Here is a 16,697-nt window from a genome sequence, read left to right on the forward strand (position 1 = left end):
GTGGGTTAGGGAACAATGGCTGACCAACAAATAAAACTACTGGAAAAGGCTATAAAGGAAATTCAGGACCAGGCGGAAAAGTTCGGCCTAGACTTTTTCCCCATGCGCTTTGAACTATGCCCGGCCGATATTCTGTATACCTTTGGAGCCTACGGCATGCCTACTCGTTTTTCGCACTGGAGCTTTGGCAAGGCTTTTTATCGTCTAAAAACGCAATACGATTACAATTTAAGCCGTATTTATGAACTGATAATTAATTCCGATCCTTGTTACGCATTTTTGCTGGATGGCAACTCTCTTTTACAGAATAAACTAGTGATTGCTCATGTTTTTGCCCATAGCGACTTTTTTAAAAACAATGTTCACTTTGCTCACACTAATCGGCAGATGGTAGAAACCATGGCTGTACATGCACAGAGAATTCGGGAATACGAGTTCAAGTACGGGAGGAATGAAGTAGAAATTTTTCTGGATGCCGTTTTAGCTTTGCAGGAGCATATAAATCCTTATCGGCTTATAAAAGAACCGGAAAGACAAAAGCCGGCAGAGGAAAACAAACCGGAAACTCCTTATGACGATTTATGGTCCTTAGAAGACAAGGACGAACCAAAACTTCCCGTTAAAGAAAAAAAGTTTCCTGCGGAGCCCGAAAAAGATCTCTTACAGTTCCTGATGCAGCATGGACATTACCTGGAAGACTGGCAGCGAGATATCATTGCGATGGTTCGCGAGGAAGTGCTCTATTTCTGGCCTCAGTTGGAGACGAAAATTATGAACGAAGGATGGGCCACCTACTGGCACGTTCGTATCATTAGAGCACTGGATTTAAGTGAGGAAGAGGCTGTAGAGTTTGCCAAGATGCATTCTCAAGTTGTACAGCCTTCCCGTATGAGCTTGAACCCGTACTTGTTGGGGATGAAAATATTTGAAAGCATTGAAAAGCGCTGGGATCAGGAAAATAAGGGAGAGAGCGGTAGAGAAAAGATTTTTGAGGTTCGAGAGCTTGAAAATGACATTTCTTTTATTCGCAATTACCTGACCGAGGAACTGGTGGAAGAATTGGATCTGTATCTTTACCAGAAGGTAGGACATGAGTGGAAAATAGTAGAAAAGGACTGGATCAAAGTAAGAGAAGGAATTGTAAACAAACTGGTCAACTGTGGCTACCCTTACATCGTAGTTGAGGATGGTGATTACTTAGGGAAAGGGGAGCTATACCTCCGGCATTGCTATGAGGACCGGGAGCTGGATGTACCGTATTTAGAGAAAACTCTTCCTTACGTATATTTGTTATGGGGTAAGCCGGTTCACCTGGAAACAGTTATTGAAGGTACTACTATTCTGTTTACTTATGATGGGAGAAAGAACAGCCGGCAGATTTTGCGTAAGGACAAAAAGTAATGAAAAAGCCCTTAACTAATATTTTTTTGTTTTAAACAAAGGAAAGTGTTGCTTTGTGTAGAAGATATTACTTTTAAAGATCCGTAGTACATAGCGTGAGGAGGCTTAAGATGTACTGGAATGAAAAGTACGAGTGCATGCCCAGGGAACAGCTAGAAGAGTTGCAGTTGGAGCGTTTAAAAGCAACCGTGGAAAGAGCATATCACAACGTACCTCATTACCGCCGGTTGATGCAGGAAAAAGGGATTGAGCCAAGTGATATCCAGAGTTTGGAAGACTTGCGGAAACTCCCCTTCACCACGAAAAACGACTTGCGGGAAAATTATCCTTATGGCATGTTTGCCGTCCCTCTCAGTGAAGTAGTGCGTATTCACTCTTCCTCCGGTACTACAGGAAAACCTACCGTGGTTGGTTATACCCGGAACGACTTGAATGTTTGGGCGGAGTTAATGGCGCGTTCTCTCACCTGCGGGGGAGCTACCAAGAATGATGTAATTCATAATGCTTATGGATACGGATTGTTCACTGGCGGATTGGGAGTTCATTATGGGGCTGAGCGCATTGGGGCTTCCGTTATACCTATATCTGGAGGTAACACCAAACGCCAGGTCATGATCATGAAGGATTATGGGAGTACTATTTTAACCTGTACCCCTTCTTATGCTCTTTACCTGGCAGAGGTTATGGAAGAAATGGGGGTTAGGCCGGAGGACCTTAAACTTAAATGCGGCATCTTTGGAGCTGAGCCGTGGTCGGAAAATATGCGTAAAGAAATCGAAAAGAAACTGCCTCTTATCGCCTTGGACATTTATGGACTCAGTGAAATTATCGGACCGGGAGTAGCCATGGAATGTCCAGAGAAAAACGGACTACATATTTTTGAGGACCATTTTATACCTGAAATTATAGACCCGGTGACGGAGGAACCACTGCCGTACGGCCAGTTCGGTGAATTGGTCTTTACTACCATTACCAAGGAAGCCTTGCCCATGATCCGTTACCGCACCCGGGATATTTCTGCACTCTATAAGGAACCATGTTCCTGTGGGCGTACCTTGGTTCGGATGGCCCGGGTAAGCGGCAGAACCGATGATATGCTTATTATCCGCGGAGTAAACGTATTCCCATCCCAGATCGAGAGCGTCTTGTTAGAGATTGGAGAGACCGAACCTCATTACCAATTAATTGTGCAACGGGAGGGTTCTCTAGATACCCTGGAGGTGCAGGTGGAAGTTTCCGAGAGACTATTTTCCGATAAGGTTCGCCGTTTGGAGGAGCTGGAGAACAAGATCCGGGCAGAGATAGAAAGCACCTTGGGAATTACAGTTAAAGTAACATTGGTAGAACCGAAGACTATTCAGAGAAGCGAAGGTAAGGCTAAGCGAGTCATCGATAAACGGAGAATATGAACAGGTAATGGGGGGTAAAGATGATCATGAAAGTAAAACAGATTTCGGTTTTCCTGGAAAACAAGTCGGGAAGGTTGGCCGCGGTTACCCGGGTATTAGGGGAAGAAGATATCAACATACGGGCATTGTCAATTGCCGACACTTCTGATTTTGGTATTCTACGCCTGATTGTAAATCAACCAGAGAAGGCATATAGAGCGTTGAAGGATCACGGTTTTACGGTCAGTATGACGGATGTAATTGCTGTAGAAATGCCTGACCAGCCTGGAGGGTTGGCCGAAGTCATGGCGGTTATGGAAGAGCATAACCTGAACATTGAATACCTTTATGCTTTTATTGGAAAAGTTCCTAACGGGGCTCTGGTTATTTTCCGAGTGGAGAATATAGATGAAGCTTTAAAAATACTTGAGGAGAAGGGAATAACCGTCTTATCAGGAGAAAAAGTATACAGTTTATGATGTTTTTGAAATATCTATTTTACTATCTTGGTAAGGGGAGTGTTAAATTTGAGCAAATTGAAGTCTCTTGTCCGGGAAGCTATTGAAGAAATTAAGCCGTACGTTCCTGGTAAGCCTATTGAAGAAGTGGAGCGGGAGCTGGGGATAACCAATGTTATAAAGCTGGCCTCCAACGAAAATCCTTTGGGGCCCTCCCCTGAGGCCGTCGAGGCAATGAGAAACATGGCTGAAAAGGTACATATGTACCCCGACGGCAACTGTTATTATTTAAAGAGGCGGCTGGCCTCCATGTTTGGATTGACCAAGAATAACTTTATTATTGGGAACGGTTCGGATGAAATATTGAAATTAATAGCCGAGACTTTCATCAAAGAAGGCGACGAAGCTATTATCGCCAACCCGACTTTTTCCGAATATACATTTGCGACCCAACTTATGGGCGGGAAATGCGTGTATGTTGATCTAAAGGATTTCCGTTATGATCTCCCGGCCATGGCGGATCGTATTACTGATCGAACTAAATTGATATTTGTGTGTAATCCTAACAATCCCACCGGTACCATTGTAACTGCCTCGGAAGTAGAAGATTTTATGCGGCGAGTACCAGAAGAAGTGATAGTTGTATTTGATGAAGCCTACTGGGAGTATGTTACCAGTGAAGATTACCCGGATACTTTGGAATACGTCAAAAAGGGAAAGAAAAACGTTATTATTTTACGGACATTTTCTAAAGTATACGGGTTAGCCGGGTTGAGAATAGGGTACGGAATGGCCAATTCGGAATTGATCGAATGGATCAACCGGGCACGGGAGCCTTTTAACGTAAATTCCATTGCCCAGGCTGCAGCGTTGGCTGCTTTGGAAGACCAGGTACATGTTCGTAAGAGCATTAACATAAACAACGAAAGCAAGGAATGGTTATATCGGAAATTGGAAGAAATTGGTTTATCATATGTACCTACTGAAGCCAACTTTATGTTAATCAATGTGAAACACGATTCGCGCCAGGTTTTTCAGAAACTGTTAGAGCGGGGGGTAATTGTTCGAACGGGAGATATATTTGGGCTTGATCAATACATTCGGGTAACGATTGGAACCTTGAACCAGAATGAGCGGTTTATTGAGGCCCTACAAGAAGTCTTGAAGGAGTTAGAACAATAATGAGGAGGCATAAGCCTCCTTGATTTTTTTTATATTCCTAAAATTTGTCGTATTTGCTTGGCATGAGAGCGACTTACCGGCACTTCACTTTTTTCTTCGTCATCTACTATTAGGATAAGTGTACCGTTATACAAAGGAATTATTTCCCTGGTTTTTTGAATATTAACTAGATAAGAACGGTGGCAGCGGAAAAAGAGGTTAGAATCAAGACGCTTTTCCAACTCTTTTAGCGTAAAACGAGTTAGATATTTTGTATTATAGGTTTTGATAAAACAATAATCATTATTAGCACTAATAAATACAATATCTTTCTTTTCCAGCAAAATAGTTTTGCCTTTATGTTCTACAGGGATAAGTCCTAGAGAACGGGTGTCATTTTTGGACTTGTCCGGTACGGGTGAAGAAGATGAAGGTTGAATACGTTCCTGGATTTTTTTGATGGCCTTGTCGAGACGCTTGGGGTCAATGGGTTTGAGGATGTAATCCACTGCGTCTACGCCGAAGGCTTCTAACGCATATTGATCATGGGCTGTTATAAAAACTACGTAAGGAGATTTACCGTTTCTTATTTGCAGTTGGCGGCCCAATTCCAGGCCACTTCCCCCAGGCATGTCTATGTCTAAAAATACTACGGAGTAATCAACTGCGTTTATCAATTCCATTGCTTCTCTGGCGTTAGCAGCTTCTCCGACGATTTGAATATTATCATATTTCTCCAGTAAGTATCTTAATTCTTTACGAGCAGGGTATTCGTCATCAACAATTAATGCCCTTAATACCATTTTCTACCTATCTCCCCGATTATAAAATTTAAAAACAGGAGTTTAATATTTAAATTATTATGACAATTTACCGGTAAATCCTCCCGCCTGACCTTATTTTTTTCAAGTTAGGCTTTATTACCGTCCGTTTAACCTCTAATTTATACTGCTTAACGAAAATTAGTGCTCTTAATAAAATTTCTGATTTATAATTATTCTTTTCTCCTCAGAATATTCGGCCGGTAAAAAATTAATTAATTGCTTTTCCCATAAATTAGTAATAAACACCCTTCCACCCTTATAAGATTAAAATGAAAAAATGTAAAGGGGGAAGAGGGAATGCGAGCAGGAAAACGGAAAATTTTAAGCGGGATGCTGATTATGATGTTATTTGCGGCTCTACTGGCAGTTACTTCCGGATGTAGTATTTTGGATAATTTATTGTCTATGGAGGATCGTTTGCCTGAACCGGAAGTTCAGAAAGAAAGAGCAGATGTAGATGTTGCTACTCCAGATATCCAAATGAGCGGTGAAGAGATGGTGGATATAGTTCTTTACTTCAGTGACCCAGAAGGCAGAGGCCTGGTAGCCGAAACCCGAACTATTCCCAAAGTGGAAGGTATTGCCCGGGCGACCGTCCAAGAATTAATTCTGGGACCAGATGTTGAATCGGGGTTGAGGCCTACTATTCCGCCGGGTACGGTCCTACGGGACATAAATATTCGTCCCGATGGATTGTGCCGGGTTGATTTTAGCCGGGAGTTAATTAACAATCACCCGGGAGGAAGTTTAGAAGAACAGCTGACGGTCTATTCAATTGTTAATACTTTAACCCAGTTTCCTACGGTCGAGCGGGTAGAAATTTTGGTTGAAGGCCGGTACGTGGATACAATTGCCGGGCATGTAGATGTTTCGGAGGCTATGGCCCGCAATGACGGTATTATAATTTCTCAGTAGAGCCCCTCCCCCTTAAACCGGGGGATTTCTTTTTGTTGTTTGAGGGCAGGAAATTCGACACTAAACTAGAATATTTCAGTTAAATCGCATCTAATGAAATAACCGGGGGGCTCCCGAAATGTTTAAAAAAGTATGCGGCAAAAAGTCAGTAATAGTATTCACTATATTGTTTCTTTTAACTATTGCAGGACAAGCCTCCGTTGCCCTGGCCGGGAAGCAGGTGGTTGTACGGGGGAAGTATGTAAACATTCGATCTGGGCCGGGAACCAACCATACAAAGTTAGGGCGGAGTTACCGGGGCGATAAATATCCTCTTCTACAAAAAAAAGGAGACTGGTACCAGGTGCAGCTTCCTGATGGTCGTGAAGGATGGCTGGCAGGCTGGCTGACCCGACTGGAAGAAGTGCCGGAAGAAGAAGTTGAAAAAAGGAGTGCCCGAGTGGCTGGCAGCTATGTTAATGTAAGGAGCGGACCGGGTACCCAATACGTCCGGGTTGGGGTTTTAACCCGAGGAACGGCAGTTACGATTTTGGAACGGCAAGGGGAATGGTATAAAGTTCGGTATATGGGGAAACGGGTTGGCTGGATAGCCGGCTGGCTCCTGGAATTAGATGAAGGGGCGGAAAGTTCTGCTCCGGCAGAAGCAGGTGGAGAAAAGGAGACCAAAGTGGCTTTGGTTACCGGTAAGGTGGTCAATGTCCGTCAAGGGCCGGGGCTTAATTTTGCTCGGATAGACAAGGTGACAGAAGGGGAACGACTGCCTGTGGTAGGTGAAGACAACGGTTGGTATCAGGTTGTTTTGGACGGGGGTCGCAAAGGCTGGATAGCCGGCTGGCTGGCCAAAGTAGATACGCAAAGTTTACCCTCGGGCAGTACTATGGTTCAGGTAACCGGCTCCGTGGTCAATATCCGCCAGGGTCCGGGCACTGATTTTCCTGTGATAACCAAGGTAAAACGGGGAGAACATTTAGGTGTTCTTGCAGAAGAAAATCGGTGGTATCAGGTATCGCTGGAGGAAGGATTGAAGGGTTGGATCGCAGGTTGGTTGGTGGAGGCTCGAGATGGGGTGAGTTTGGAAGAAACACAGGCAACGTCAAGAGGATCTACGGAAAATAACGTAGACTCAGGACAAACGCCTTCTACGGTTGTTGACGACACTTACAACTCACAAACAGATCCGATTAATCTTGATTCTGGCGCGCAAGAAAAAACTGGTGATAATCCAAGTTTGGAGGATGATGATTCTGAAGCCTTTAACCTCATTTCAGGTTTGGATGAAGAGGTTAAAGAGGATCGTTTACTTATTTCTATCCGGGGAAACGAACCGCCTGTTTATAATACTTTTGAATTAGAGGACCCTAGAAGGTTAGTGGTAGATATAACCCGATCCCGTTTAGAAATTGCTCCTGAGGACCGAATTAGGAAAATTAACCACCCGGCAGTTTCACAAGTGCGGTTAGGACAGTTTACTCCTGATACCGTTCGAGTAGTTTTCGATTTGCCTGAATCCAGCAACTATACCTTTAGCAGTCAAAGGCAAGGCACAACGGTATTATTTGAATTTCTTCCCTTTTCTCTTGCAGGCAAGACGGTTGTTCTGGATCCGGGCCACGGAAGTATACAGGCAGAAGGTTTGTTTGATCCGGGAGCCATCGGGCCTTCCGGGGTACATGAAAGGGATGTAGTTATGGCCATTGCGGAGGAAACGGGACGAATTTTGAGTAGGAAAGGAGCAACGGTTATTTTTACTCGTAATGGAGATACAGCCTTGGATCTTCCGGAACGAGCTGCCATAGCTAATGACGTTGAGGCCGATGTCTTTGTCAGTATCCATGCCAATTCTTCCTTCAGTCCTATTCCCAACGGGACCGCTACCTATTTCTATGCCCCGCAGGGAACGGAACTGGCTTCTCAGCGGGATGAGAGACAGTTCCTTGCGCAGATGGTGCAGAGAGAACTGGTGAAGGAAATTAACCGGGCAGACCTGGGAATTAGGGAGGCAAACTTTTCTGTACTCCGTAATACGCTGGTGCCTTCTATACTGGTGGAGGTGGCCTTTATTTCTAATCCGGAAGAAGAAAGACTTCTGACCGACCCCGAATTCCGCAGCAGGGCAGCACGAGGGATAGCTAAGGGGATAGAATTATATCTGTTGGAGTTTACCCGGTAATTTTTAAGCAAATGGTTCTATTTTCGGCATTTACTTTTCGTTGACAGGATATTGGCCTGTTGCTACAATGATGGGAGTATTAGCAGAATTCGGTGGTAGTTGAGATGACGTGGACTTTAGTTTTGGGGTATTTATTGATATTTTTAGCCAGGGTTACTGATGTTACCCTTGGTACGTTAAGAATGCTGTTACTGGTTCGAGGGCAACGGCTGGTAGCAGCGTTTATTGGTTTTTGGGAGGTCATAATTTATATTTTTGCCCTGAAAGCAGTGGTTGGACAACTGGACCAACCTTTCAGTTTGTTTTTTTATGCACTCGGTTTTGCTACCGGCAACATGGCTGGCAGCTTAGTGGAAGCTAAATTGGCTATCGGATATTTAACTGTGCAAGTAATAACCTTGTCTCGGCCAATAGAATTGACTATGAAGCTAAGAGAAGAAGGATTTGGCGTTACCGTCTGGGAAGGCGAGGGAAGAGAAGGAAAACATCACATCTTGAATATTATCCTGTGCCGTAAACATTTGGCTAAGCTTCTCGATATTATTAATAATTGGGATGAAAAGGCTTTTATTACTGTTTTTGATAATCGTTCTATTCAGGGTGGTTTTATCAGAAGAAAAGGTAAATAGAATTGAATTAAATATTTAGGGGTTAATATATTTTATTAAAGGGAATATCGATATATTTTTCTTAAATTAGGAGTGGTCTCAGAATGCCACTCTTTTCCTGCGTTATTAACGATCCAAAAAAGTCTTAGTGGGAGTTGAAAAATTTGAGCTATGATCATCCGATAGGTGTTTTTGATTCCGGCGTAGGTGGTTTGACCGTATTTCAGGAGATACTCAAACAATTACCTAGGGAAAGGGTCGTTTATTTTGGCGATACCGGGCATGTTCCTTATGGGGGGCGGTCGCCGGAGGAACTGATTCGCTTTGCCGATTCTATTACCGCCTTCCTGATTGAGCAGGGGGTTAAGCTAATACTGGATGCCTGTAACAGTACTTCTTCGGTAGCTTTACCTTATCTACAGGCTCGTTATGAGATACCTATAATCGGCGTGGTGGAAGCGGGAGTTAAAATGGCTCTCCAGGTGACCAGAAACGGGAAGATAGGTATCATTGCTACCGAGGCGACCATTAAGAGTGGCGTGCACCGGCGGCTTATTTTAGAACGGGAACCTAAGGCAGAAGTTTTCGGTCAGGCCTGCCCGCTTTTTGTTCCTCTGGTGGAAGCAGGCAATGTAGATGGACCGGAAACGCGACGAGTTGCTGCTGAATATCTTTTTCCTCTTAAGCAAGCAGGTGTCGATACCTTGATTTTCGGCTGTACTCACTATCCTTACCTGGCTCCTGTGGTGCAGGAGATCATGGGGAAGGAAGTTGCCCTGGTAGATCCGGCGGTGGAGACAGTGCGACAGGCTAAAGAGATTTTGATTCGAATGAATAAACTTAGTGAAGGGATTAAGCCGGGTTTTAATCACACATTTTATGTGAGCGGCTCGCCGGAACAATTTAAACGTGTTGCCCGACAGCTTACAGGTCTCGGTTTAATAGAAGAGGTAAAACAGGTAATTTTGGACTGATCAAGTAATTTTTAAAAGGGAAAAATTTTGAGGCGGACAGCCCCTGGGGGGGAAGATCTTGATGCGTAAAATAGGAATTACTACTACCGTACCGGTAGAGGTTATCTATGCAGCTGGGTGTATTCCCGTTGATATCAACAACATTTTCATTACCGGGGAACATCCTCAACAGAAGGTGGAAGCGGCAGAAATAGCCGGATATCCGCGAAATGTTTGTGGCTGGATTAAAGGTCTGTATACCACTATACTGGAAGAAAAAGATATTCGGGAAGTTATTGCCGTTACTCAGGGAGACTGTACCAATACCCATGCTCTAATGGAAACGCTGGAACTCCAGGGTGTAAAGACTATACCTTTTGCCTTCCCTTTTGACCGGGATAAGGACCTGTTGCGGCTTCAGATTGAAAAGCTGATGGCATATTTTGAAGTTGACTGGGAGCAGGTTTTAATTGTTAAGAAGAGGTTGGACGCAATCAGAAAAAAAGTATGGGAGATTGACCGCCTTACTTGGGAAGAAAACCGTGTCTCCGGCTTCGACAACCACCTATTCCAAGTTAACTGCAGTGACTTTAAGGGTGAACCGGAAAGTTTTGACCGGGAAATCAGCCAGTTTTTAGAAAGGGCTTGCCACGCCCCCGAGCTGAAACAAGACGTTCGTCTGGGATTTATCGGAGTACCTCCCATAATTTCCGGATTGTACCATTACCTGGAGAGTATCGGTGCCCGGGTAGTTTTCAACGAAATCCAACGGCAATTTACCATGCCTTTTGAAACCGATGATCTGGTGGAACAGTACCGGCTTTATACTTACCCCTACCATGTGCTCAATCGTATAGAAGATATCAAGCGGGAGATCAAGCGGCGTAACCTGGACGGTCTCATTCATTATACCCAAAGTTTTTGTTTCCGGCAGATTGAAGACTTAATTTTCCGGCAGGAGTTAGATGTGCCTATCTTGACGCTGGAGGGCGACAAACCGGCCCAGCTTGATGCGCGAAGCAAGATGCGAATTGATGCTTTTGTAGAAATGTTGAGGTGGAACAAATGATCTGTGGTCTTGATTTAGGAAGCCGCAACGTGAAAATTGCCCTCATGGAAGGTAACGAGTTAAAAGGTACTTATATTTATGATACCATGCAATTTTATCGCGCTTATGCTCGTAAACAGGAAGGGAAACTGGTGGTTGATTTTAAACGCCTAGGTCTTCCTCCTGCGGAGAAGGTTGTGTCTACCGGTTACGGGCGTCTGACGGTAGAGGTGGCGGGAGCTGCGGTTATACCGGAAATTAAGGCTCATGTCTTGGGAGCAGTTTACCAAACAGGAAGGAAAGATTTTACTCTAATTGATCTTGGTGGGCAAGACAGCAAGGTAATTCAAGTGAAAAACGGGAAGGTAGCTGACTTTATGACGAATGACAAATGTGCGGCCAGTTCCGGGCGTTATCTGGAAAACATGGCCGCCGTGTTAGGTATCGACTTAGAGGAACTTAGCAAACATTATGAGAGACCGGTGGAACTTAATTCTACCTGTGCGGTTTTTGGGGAAACGGAACTGATCGGTAAAATAGTGGAGGGATATTCCATTCCATCTTTAGCTGCCGGGGTTAATTATACTATTTTTAAAAGGATTCTTCCTATGGTCAAAAAAATGGGTAACAAAGTAATTGTTTTTACCGGTGGGGTTGCATATAACGAAGCTCTAAAAAACATAATGGAAAAAGAACTCAATGTTGAAGTTTTGGTGCCCGCTCTGCCCCAGTTCAACGGAGCCCTGGGCTGCTGTATCTACGGGGGTGAAAGCTGATGGAGTTAAGAGTTTTGGGCTGTTGGTCACCTTATCCGCGGGCCGGAGGGTCGTGTTCCGGCTATTTGATTTCTGAAGGGGAGACCCATATTTTAGTGGATTTTGGAAGCGGGTGTTTTTCCCGCCTGCAGCGTTACTTTGATTTTCGCAGGCTTCAGGCGGTAGTAATTTCTCACCTGCACCCCGATCATTTTTTAGATGTTTTTACCCTGCGTTATGCTCTGCGGGCTAGTTTATGGAATGGATCCCGTCAAGAGAAACTCCCTCTTTACCTGCCTGGTGAACCGGCGGTCGAAATAGAGAGATTGGTTCAATACCGGGAAGAATTTGACCTACATATAATGGAGGAGTGTTCCGGACTAGCTATAAACATAGGGGATTTGCGCCTTCAGTTGTGCAAGACGGAACACCCGGTAACCACCTTTGCCGTACGAATAGAAGGGGCATCGACTTTAGTTTATTCTGCTGATACGGCCTGGGACCCGGACATTATAAAACTGGCTGAAGGTGCTGACTTATTCTTGTGTGAGGCTAGTGTTCTGGAGAAGGACAAGGAATATGTGAGCAAGGCAGGTCACCTGACGGCCCATCAAGCTGGAACTATAGCTCGAGAGGCCGGGGTCAAACGTTTAGTGATCACTCACTTTTTCCCTGAATATGATTTAAAAACTTTACGTTTAGAGGCTGAAGAAGGATTTAACGGGCCTGTCGAATTGGCCCAGGAGGGGCTTCGTTATATCTTTTAATTTTCGGGCGAGTTTAAGGGCCGCCAAAATCGTTAAGAAGGGAAATAAGTTGTTTACAGAGAACTAATGTTTACGGGAGTTAGGGAGGGAAGTCGGGTGGAAAGGTTAGATGGAAGAAAGCCGGATGAGTTGCGCCCGGTCAAAATAACAAGAAATTATATTAAATACCCGGAGGGGTCTGTTTTTATTGAAACGGGTGACACCAAAGTTATCTGTAACGCATCCATAGAAGACAAGGTTCCGGGATGGTTGAAGGGACAGGGGATGGGCTGGGTAACGGCAGAATATTCCCTGCTGCCCCGGGCTACCGGAGTAAGAACGGTACGGGAGGCGACGAAAGGCAGGATTGGTGGACGTACTCATGAGATCCAGCGGTTAATAGGAAGGTCTTTACGTTCGGTGGTGGACCTTGCCGCCCTGGGGGAGAGAACTATCTGGCTGGATTGCGATGTTATTCAGGCGGATGGCGGTACTCGTACGGCGGCTATAACGGGAAGCTTTGTAGCCTTAGTGGATGCGCTTAACAAGCTGGTGGAAGACGGGGTAATTGAACAGCTTCCTTTACTCGATTTTGTAGCGGCAGTCAGTGCCGGCAAGGTAGAAGATAAAATACTTTTGGATCTTTGTTATGAAGAAGATGCTAAAGCACAAGTAGATATGAATGTGGTGATGACCGGAGGAGGCAAGTTTGTAGAAATTCAGGGAACAGCGGAGGCGTATCCCTTTGCTCGGGAAGAATTAAACCAATTGTTGGAATTTGCCCAGAAAGGTATCGCGCAGCTTATTGAAGTTCAGCGTCAAGCTTTAGGAGAATTGGCAGATAAAATAGGACGGGTGACCAAATGCCAGAAGCCAGACCCAACCGGACAAGTATAGTTATTGCCAGCAAAAATGAAGGAAAGCTGCGCGAATTTAAGGAGCTCATGAGTGACTTGCCGGTGGAAATTTTATCATTAAAAGATTTTTCTCACCTACCGCCCATTGAAGAAAGCGGCCAAACTTTTGAGGAGAATGCTCTTATTAAAGCGAGAGCAGTGGCCCAAAAGACTGGGCTAATAGCTATGGCTGATGATTCTGGTCTGGAGGTAGATTATCTGCGGGGCGAACCGGGCGTTCGTTCCGCTCGCTTTGCCGGTGAACCGGCAGATGACGCCCGGAATATTGAAAAACTTCTTTCTCTTCTGGAGGGAGTGCCGCTTAGCGACAGGACCGCTCGTTTTCGTTGCGTAATTGCCATCGTAACTGCCCGGGGCACTGAGTATGTTACCGAGGGTGTATGTGAAGGTTTAATTGCATTAAGCCCGGAGGGCGATAAAGGATTTGGATATGATCCCGTATTTTATCTTCCTCAATATGGTAAGACCATGGCTCAGTTAGATTTAAAAACTAAAAACCTGATTAGTCACCGCGCCAAAGCCTTTCGTCAGGCTGCAGAAATTATTTGTAAACTTTTGTAGTTGAGAGTTTTTTAAAACGGTATATGGGGGTAATTCCGCTGAGAATAGGCCTTTTGAGTGATACCCATCAAGATATGAAGAACAGCAGGCTGGCTGTAACCTGTATGGGTAGCGTTGATTTATTGCTGCACGCTGGAGATCATTATAGTGATGCGCTTGTTTTGGCAAAGGAATTGAATCTCGAGGTCAAAGCCGTGACCGGAAACTGTGATTTTGCAGATGAAATATTAGAGCAAGTTTTTGAATTGAAAGGGAAAAAGTTTTTACTCACTCACGGTCACCTTTATGGTGTGAAAACGGGATACCAGCGGCTTTACTACCGGGCTAAAGAATTGAAAGTGGATGTAGTAGTGTTTGGACATACCCATATTCCTGAAAACCGGGTAGTAGATGATATCCTTTTAGTAAATCCGGGAAGTATCAGCCGGCCTCGTGTGACAAGGGAAGGGACTTTTGGGATTATGGAGTACAAGGGCAGAGAATGGGCGGTACATATTAAGAAATTAAGCAGGAAAGAGTAATAAGGTAGAGATTAAGTAACTCTTGACATAGGCGGTGGAGCGTTGTAATATGTAGGTACGAAAAACGTGTATTTGCCCATTAAAGTGGTTAAAATTACTTTTGACGAGAAGAATATTTTATGGTATATTAAAACTTGTCGGTGTTTTTAGAAGAACATAAGCGGGTGTAGCTCAGTGGTAGAGCCCTGGCCTTCCAAGCCAGTTGCGTGGGTTCGATTCCCATCACCCGCTCCATATTCAATTTATGTGGGCGCCTGTAGCTCAGCTGGACAGAGCAACGGACTTCTAATCCGTGGGTCGCAGGTTCGAATCCTGCCAGGCGTGCCATAAATGTTCTGGTGAATAATGGTAGAATTTATAAGAATATAATATACTGCGGTGGGTGTAGCTCAGTCGGCTAGAGCACCAGATTGTGGCTCTGGGGGTCGTGGGTTCAAGTCCCATCACCCACCCCACCATCAGTAAACAAAAGTCTGAATTCAGAAGTTTGGCGTCTGTTTTCAGACGACTGATACTGGGGCGTAGCCAAGCGGTAAGGCAGCGGACTTTGGATCCGCCATTCGTTGGTTCGAATCCAGCCGCCCCAGCCAGTAATTAACCCCTTCCCGTTTGGGAAGGGGTTAATTTTATTGTTTTTTCGGAGGGTGCAGGATACGAGCTATAGAGCTGTCCCAAAAGATGTAAAACGCACCCGATAAAGGTGACAGTGTTATCGATTTACAGTATAATGAAAAATAGATAAAACCTGCCGGATACAGCAATATCGGTTCTGATACATTATACCAGACATTTCCTTGTATTTTTCATGCTTTCACTCTATAAAACCGGGTCTGGAGGAATACTTAATGGCAAATCCGACAAAGCGACCTGGCCTCAAACTGTTAGCCTGGCAGATGCTTATCTTCCTCTTTTTGGTCACCGCACCGTCAACTCTGGGGTTACCCAAAAATCTAATCTACGTGGTCCCTGTCCGGGGAACGATCGACAGCGGCCTGGCAAGGTTCATGGAAAGAGCCTTCCTGGAGGCCGAGCAAGCTCAGGCTGCCGCCGTCCTGCTGGAAATAGATACTCCAGGTGGCAGAATTGATGCCGCCCTTAAAATCAGAGACGTTATTGAAGACTCCCCTCTGGAAACCATCGCCTTTGTCACCGGTGGAGCTATTTCCGCCGGATCCCTGGTGGCGTTATCCGCCGACCACCTAATAATGCAACCGGGCGCCACCATTGGCGACGCCGAGCCCCGCATTGGTACCGCCAAGGCTGATGAAAAGGTTATATCCTACTGGGCGGCCCAGTTGGCAGCGGCAGCGGAGAAGCACGGGCGCAACCCACAGGTGGCCGCAGCCATGGCTGATGCGGATATAACCATACCGGGAGTAATCGACCGGGGAAAACTCTTGACTCTTACGGCTACCCGAGCTCGAGAACTGGGCATAGCTGACGCAGTATTACCAGACCGCCAGGCAGTATTAAAGCAATTTAACCTCCAGGATGGACAGCTGGTAGAACTCAACCTCAGCGACGCCGAACGCCTGGCCCGCTGGGTCACCAATCCTCTGGTCAGCACGATATTGTTGACCGTTGGTCTGGCCGGCCTAGTAATCGAAATCTTCACCGTAGGGTTCGGCATACCTGGAACTATTGGTCTGATTTCCCTGGCGCTTTACTTCGGCGGGCATATTCTGGCCGGACTCACCGGTTGGGAGGCAGTAGTCTTACTTATTGTGGGACTGGTCTTGCTGGCAATGGAAATAACTGTCATTCCGGGGTTTGGTTTTGCAGGCCTAGGGGGTATCGCCGCTCTGGCTGCCAGCATCCTTCTGGCAGCCCCTTCTCCTCAACAGGGCCTGCTTTCTTTATTAATAGCATTGGCAGGTACCGTTGTGTTGCTTGTTCTAAGCCTCCGATTTCTGCCTACCCGTCGGGTTTGGAACCGACTAATTCTGGCAACTAAACAGGACAAAACTACGGGATATGTAGCCCCTTCCGCTGAATTATCCAACTACTTGGGTCTGACCGGGCGTTCCGTGACTCCTTTACGTCCGGCAGGTATCATGGAATTACCCGACGGCAACCGCCTGGATGTAGTGGCAGAGGGTAGCTTCATTCCTCCAAATACTACAGTAAAGGTGGTGAAAGTAGAAGGCTCCAGGGTAATAGTCCGCCCCTACCGGGAATAAAACAGGAGCAGCACATTGCCGGATAAGAAACCAGAGGAGGGATTTCTTGCACAAGCTGTCTACCAGACTGGCGAAAACCAAGCCGGTCATA

General features: G+C 45.5%; 16 protein-coding genes and 4 tRNA genes. 19 read left to right on the forward strand and 1 reads right to left on the reverse strand.

Annotated elements, in window-relative coordinates:
* The first annotated feature begins 15 nt into the window (after window positions 1–15).
* From KKC1_RS01935 to hisC, 4 genes are all read left to right on the forward strand, one after another.
* Window positions 16–1,401, forward strand: coding sequence for a SpoVR family protein (locus KKC1_RS01935; RefSeq protein WP_088552828.1), 1,386 nt, complete (start codon window positions 16–18; stop codon window positions 1,399–1,401).
* A 110-nt stretch (window positions 1,402–1,511) separates the two neighbouring features.
* A complete protein-coding gene (locus KKC1_RS01940; protein ID WP_088552829.1) occupies window positions 1,512–2,810 on the forward strand; it encodes a phenylacetate--CoA ligase family protein in 1,299 nt (432 codons plus the stop codon).
* A 26-nt stretch (window positions 2,811–2,836) separates the two neighbouring features.
* The gene (locus tag KKC1_RS01945) at window positions 2,837–3,268 is read left to right on the forward strand and encodes an ACT domain-containing protein (protein ID WP_088552848.1); all 432 of its coding nucleotides are present in this window, start codon (window positions 2,837–2,839) and stop codon (window positions 3,266–3,268) included.
* Window positions 3,269–3,316: 48 nt separating this feature from the next.
* Complete coding sequence (gene hisC / locus KKC1_RS01950; protein WP_192868027.1) at window positions 3,317–4,429, forward strand: histidinol-phosphate transaminase; 1,113 nt, start codon at window positions 3,317–3,319, stop codon at window positions 4,427–4,429.
* Window positions 4,430–4,458: 29 nt separating this feature from the next.
* On the opposite strand, the gene KKC1_RS01955 is transcribed toward hisC, so the two are convergent.
* On the reverse strand, window positions 4,459–5,211 hold the full coding sequence (locus KKC1_RS01955) for a LytR/AlgR family response regulator transcription factor (protein ID WP_088552831.1): 753 nt from the start codon (window positions 5,209–5,211) through the stop codon (window positions 4,459–4,461).
* Window positions 5,212–5,529: 318 nt separating this feature from the next.
* Here KKC1_RS01955 and KKC1_RS01960 point away from each other — a divergent pair, with 318 nt between their 5' ends.
* From KKC1_RS01960 to KKC1_RS02030, 15 genes are all read left to right on the forward strand, one after another.
* The gene (locus KKC1_RS01960; RefSeq protein WP_088552832.1) at window positions 5,530–6,147 is read left to right on the forward strand and encodes a GerMN domain-containing protein; all 618 of its coding nucleotides are present in this window, start codon (window positions 5,530–5,532) and stop codon (window positions 6,145–6,147) included.
* Window positions 6,148–6,265: 118 nt separating this feature from the next.
* Window positions 6,266–8,317, forward strand: a complete 2,052-nt coding sequence (locus KKC1_RS01965; protein ID WP_088552833.1) for an SH3 domain-containing protein — start codon at window positions 6,266–6,268, stop codon at window positions 8,315–8,317.
* A 104-nt stretch (window positions 8,318–8,421) separates the two neighbouring features.
* Complete coding sequence (locus KKC1_RS01970; protein WP_088552834.1) at window positions 8,422–8,946, forward strand: DUF2179 domain-containing protein; 525 nt, start codon at window positions 8,422–8,424, stop codon at window positions 8,944–8,946.
* A gap of 143 nt (window positions 8,947–9,089) precedes the next feature.
* The gene (murI, locus tag KKC1_RS01975) at window positions 9,090–9,899 is read left to right on the forward strand and encodes a glutamate racemase (RefSeq protein ID WP_088552835.1); all 810 of its coding nucleotides are present in this window, start codon (window positions 9,090–9,092) and stop codon (window positions 9,897–9,899) included.
* A 61-nt stretch (window positions 9,900–9,960) separates the two neighbouring features.
* Window positions 9,961–10,947 (forward strand): 2-hydroxyacyl-CoA dehydratase family protein, encoded by a 987-nt coding sequence (locus tag KKC1_RS01980; RefSeq protein ID WP_088552836.1) that lies wholly within the window; start codon window positions 9,961–9,963, stop codon window positions 10,945–10,947.
* Complete coding sequence (locus KKC1_RS01985) at window positions 10,944–11,702, forward strand: acyl-CoA dehydratase activase (RefSeq protein ID WP_088552837.1); 759 nt, start codon at window positions 10,944–10,946, stop codon at window positions 11,700–11,702. The genes KKC1_RS01980 and KKC1_RS01985 overlap by 4 nt, the downstream gene beginning before the upstream one ends.
* Complete coding sequence (locus KKC1_RS01990; RefSeq protein ID WP_088552838.1) at window positions 11,702–12,448, forward strand: MBL fold metallo-hydrolase; 747 nt, start codon at window positions 11,702–11,704, stop codon at window positions 12,446–12,448. The genes KKC1_RS01985 and KKC1_RS01990 overlap by 1 nt, the downstream gene beginning before the upstream one ends.
* Window positions 12,449–12,544: 96 nt before the next feature.
* Window positions 12,545–13,324, forward strand: a complete 780-nt coding sequence (gene rph / locus KKC1_RS01995) for a ribonuclease PH (RefSeq protein WP_088552839.1) — start codon at window positions 12,545–12,547, stop codon at window positions 13,322–13,324.
* Window positions 13,291–13,905, forward strand: a complete 615-nt coding sequence (locus tag KKC1_RS02000) for an XTP/dITP diphosphatase (RefSeq protein ID WP_088552840.1) — start codon at window positions 13,291–13,293, stop codon at window positions 13,903–13,905. Before rph ends, KKC1_RS02000 begins: the two co-directional genes overlap by 34 nt.
* A 23-nt stretch (window positions 13,906–13,928) precedes the next feature.
* Window positions 13,929–14,426 carry a metallophosphoesterase gene (locus KKC1_RS02005; RefSeq protein WP_088552841.1) on the forward strand — a complete coding sequence of 166 codons (498 nt, stop codon included), beginning with the start codon at window positions 13,929–13,931 and terminating at the stop codon, window positions 14,424–14,426.
* Between the two features lie 160 nt (window positions 14,427–14,586).
* Window positions 14,587–14,660, forward strand: a tRNA-Gly gene (locus tag KKC1_RS02010).
* A gap of 16 nt (window positions 14,661–14,676) precedes the next feature.
* Window positions 14,677–14,753, forward strand: a tRNA-Arg gene (locus tag KKC1_RS02015).
* Window positions 14,754–14,804: 51 nt separating this feature from the next.
* A tRNA-His gene (locus KKC1_RS02020) sits at window positions 14,805–14,881 on the forward strand.
* 60 nt (window positions 14,882–14,941) lie between these two features.
* Window positions 14,942–15,016, forward strand: a tRNA-Gln gene (locus KKC1_RS02025).
* A 255-nt stretch (window positions 15,017–15,271) separates the two neighbouring features.
* Window positions 15,272–16,606, forward strand: a complete 1,335-nt coding sequence (locus KKC1_RS02030) for an NfeD family protein (RefSeq protein WP_088552842.1) — start codon at window positions 15,272–15,274, stop codon at window positions 16,604–16,606.
* Window positions 16,607–16,697: the final 91 nt, after the last annotated feature.

The sequence above is a fragment of the Calderihabitans maritimus genome (assembly GCF_002207765.1).
Classification (GTDB): Bacteria; Bacillota; KKC1; order Calderihabitantales; family Calderihabitantaceae; genus Calderihabitans; species Calderihabitans maritimus.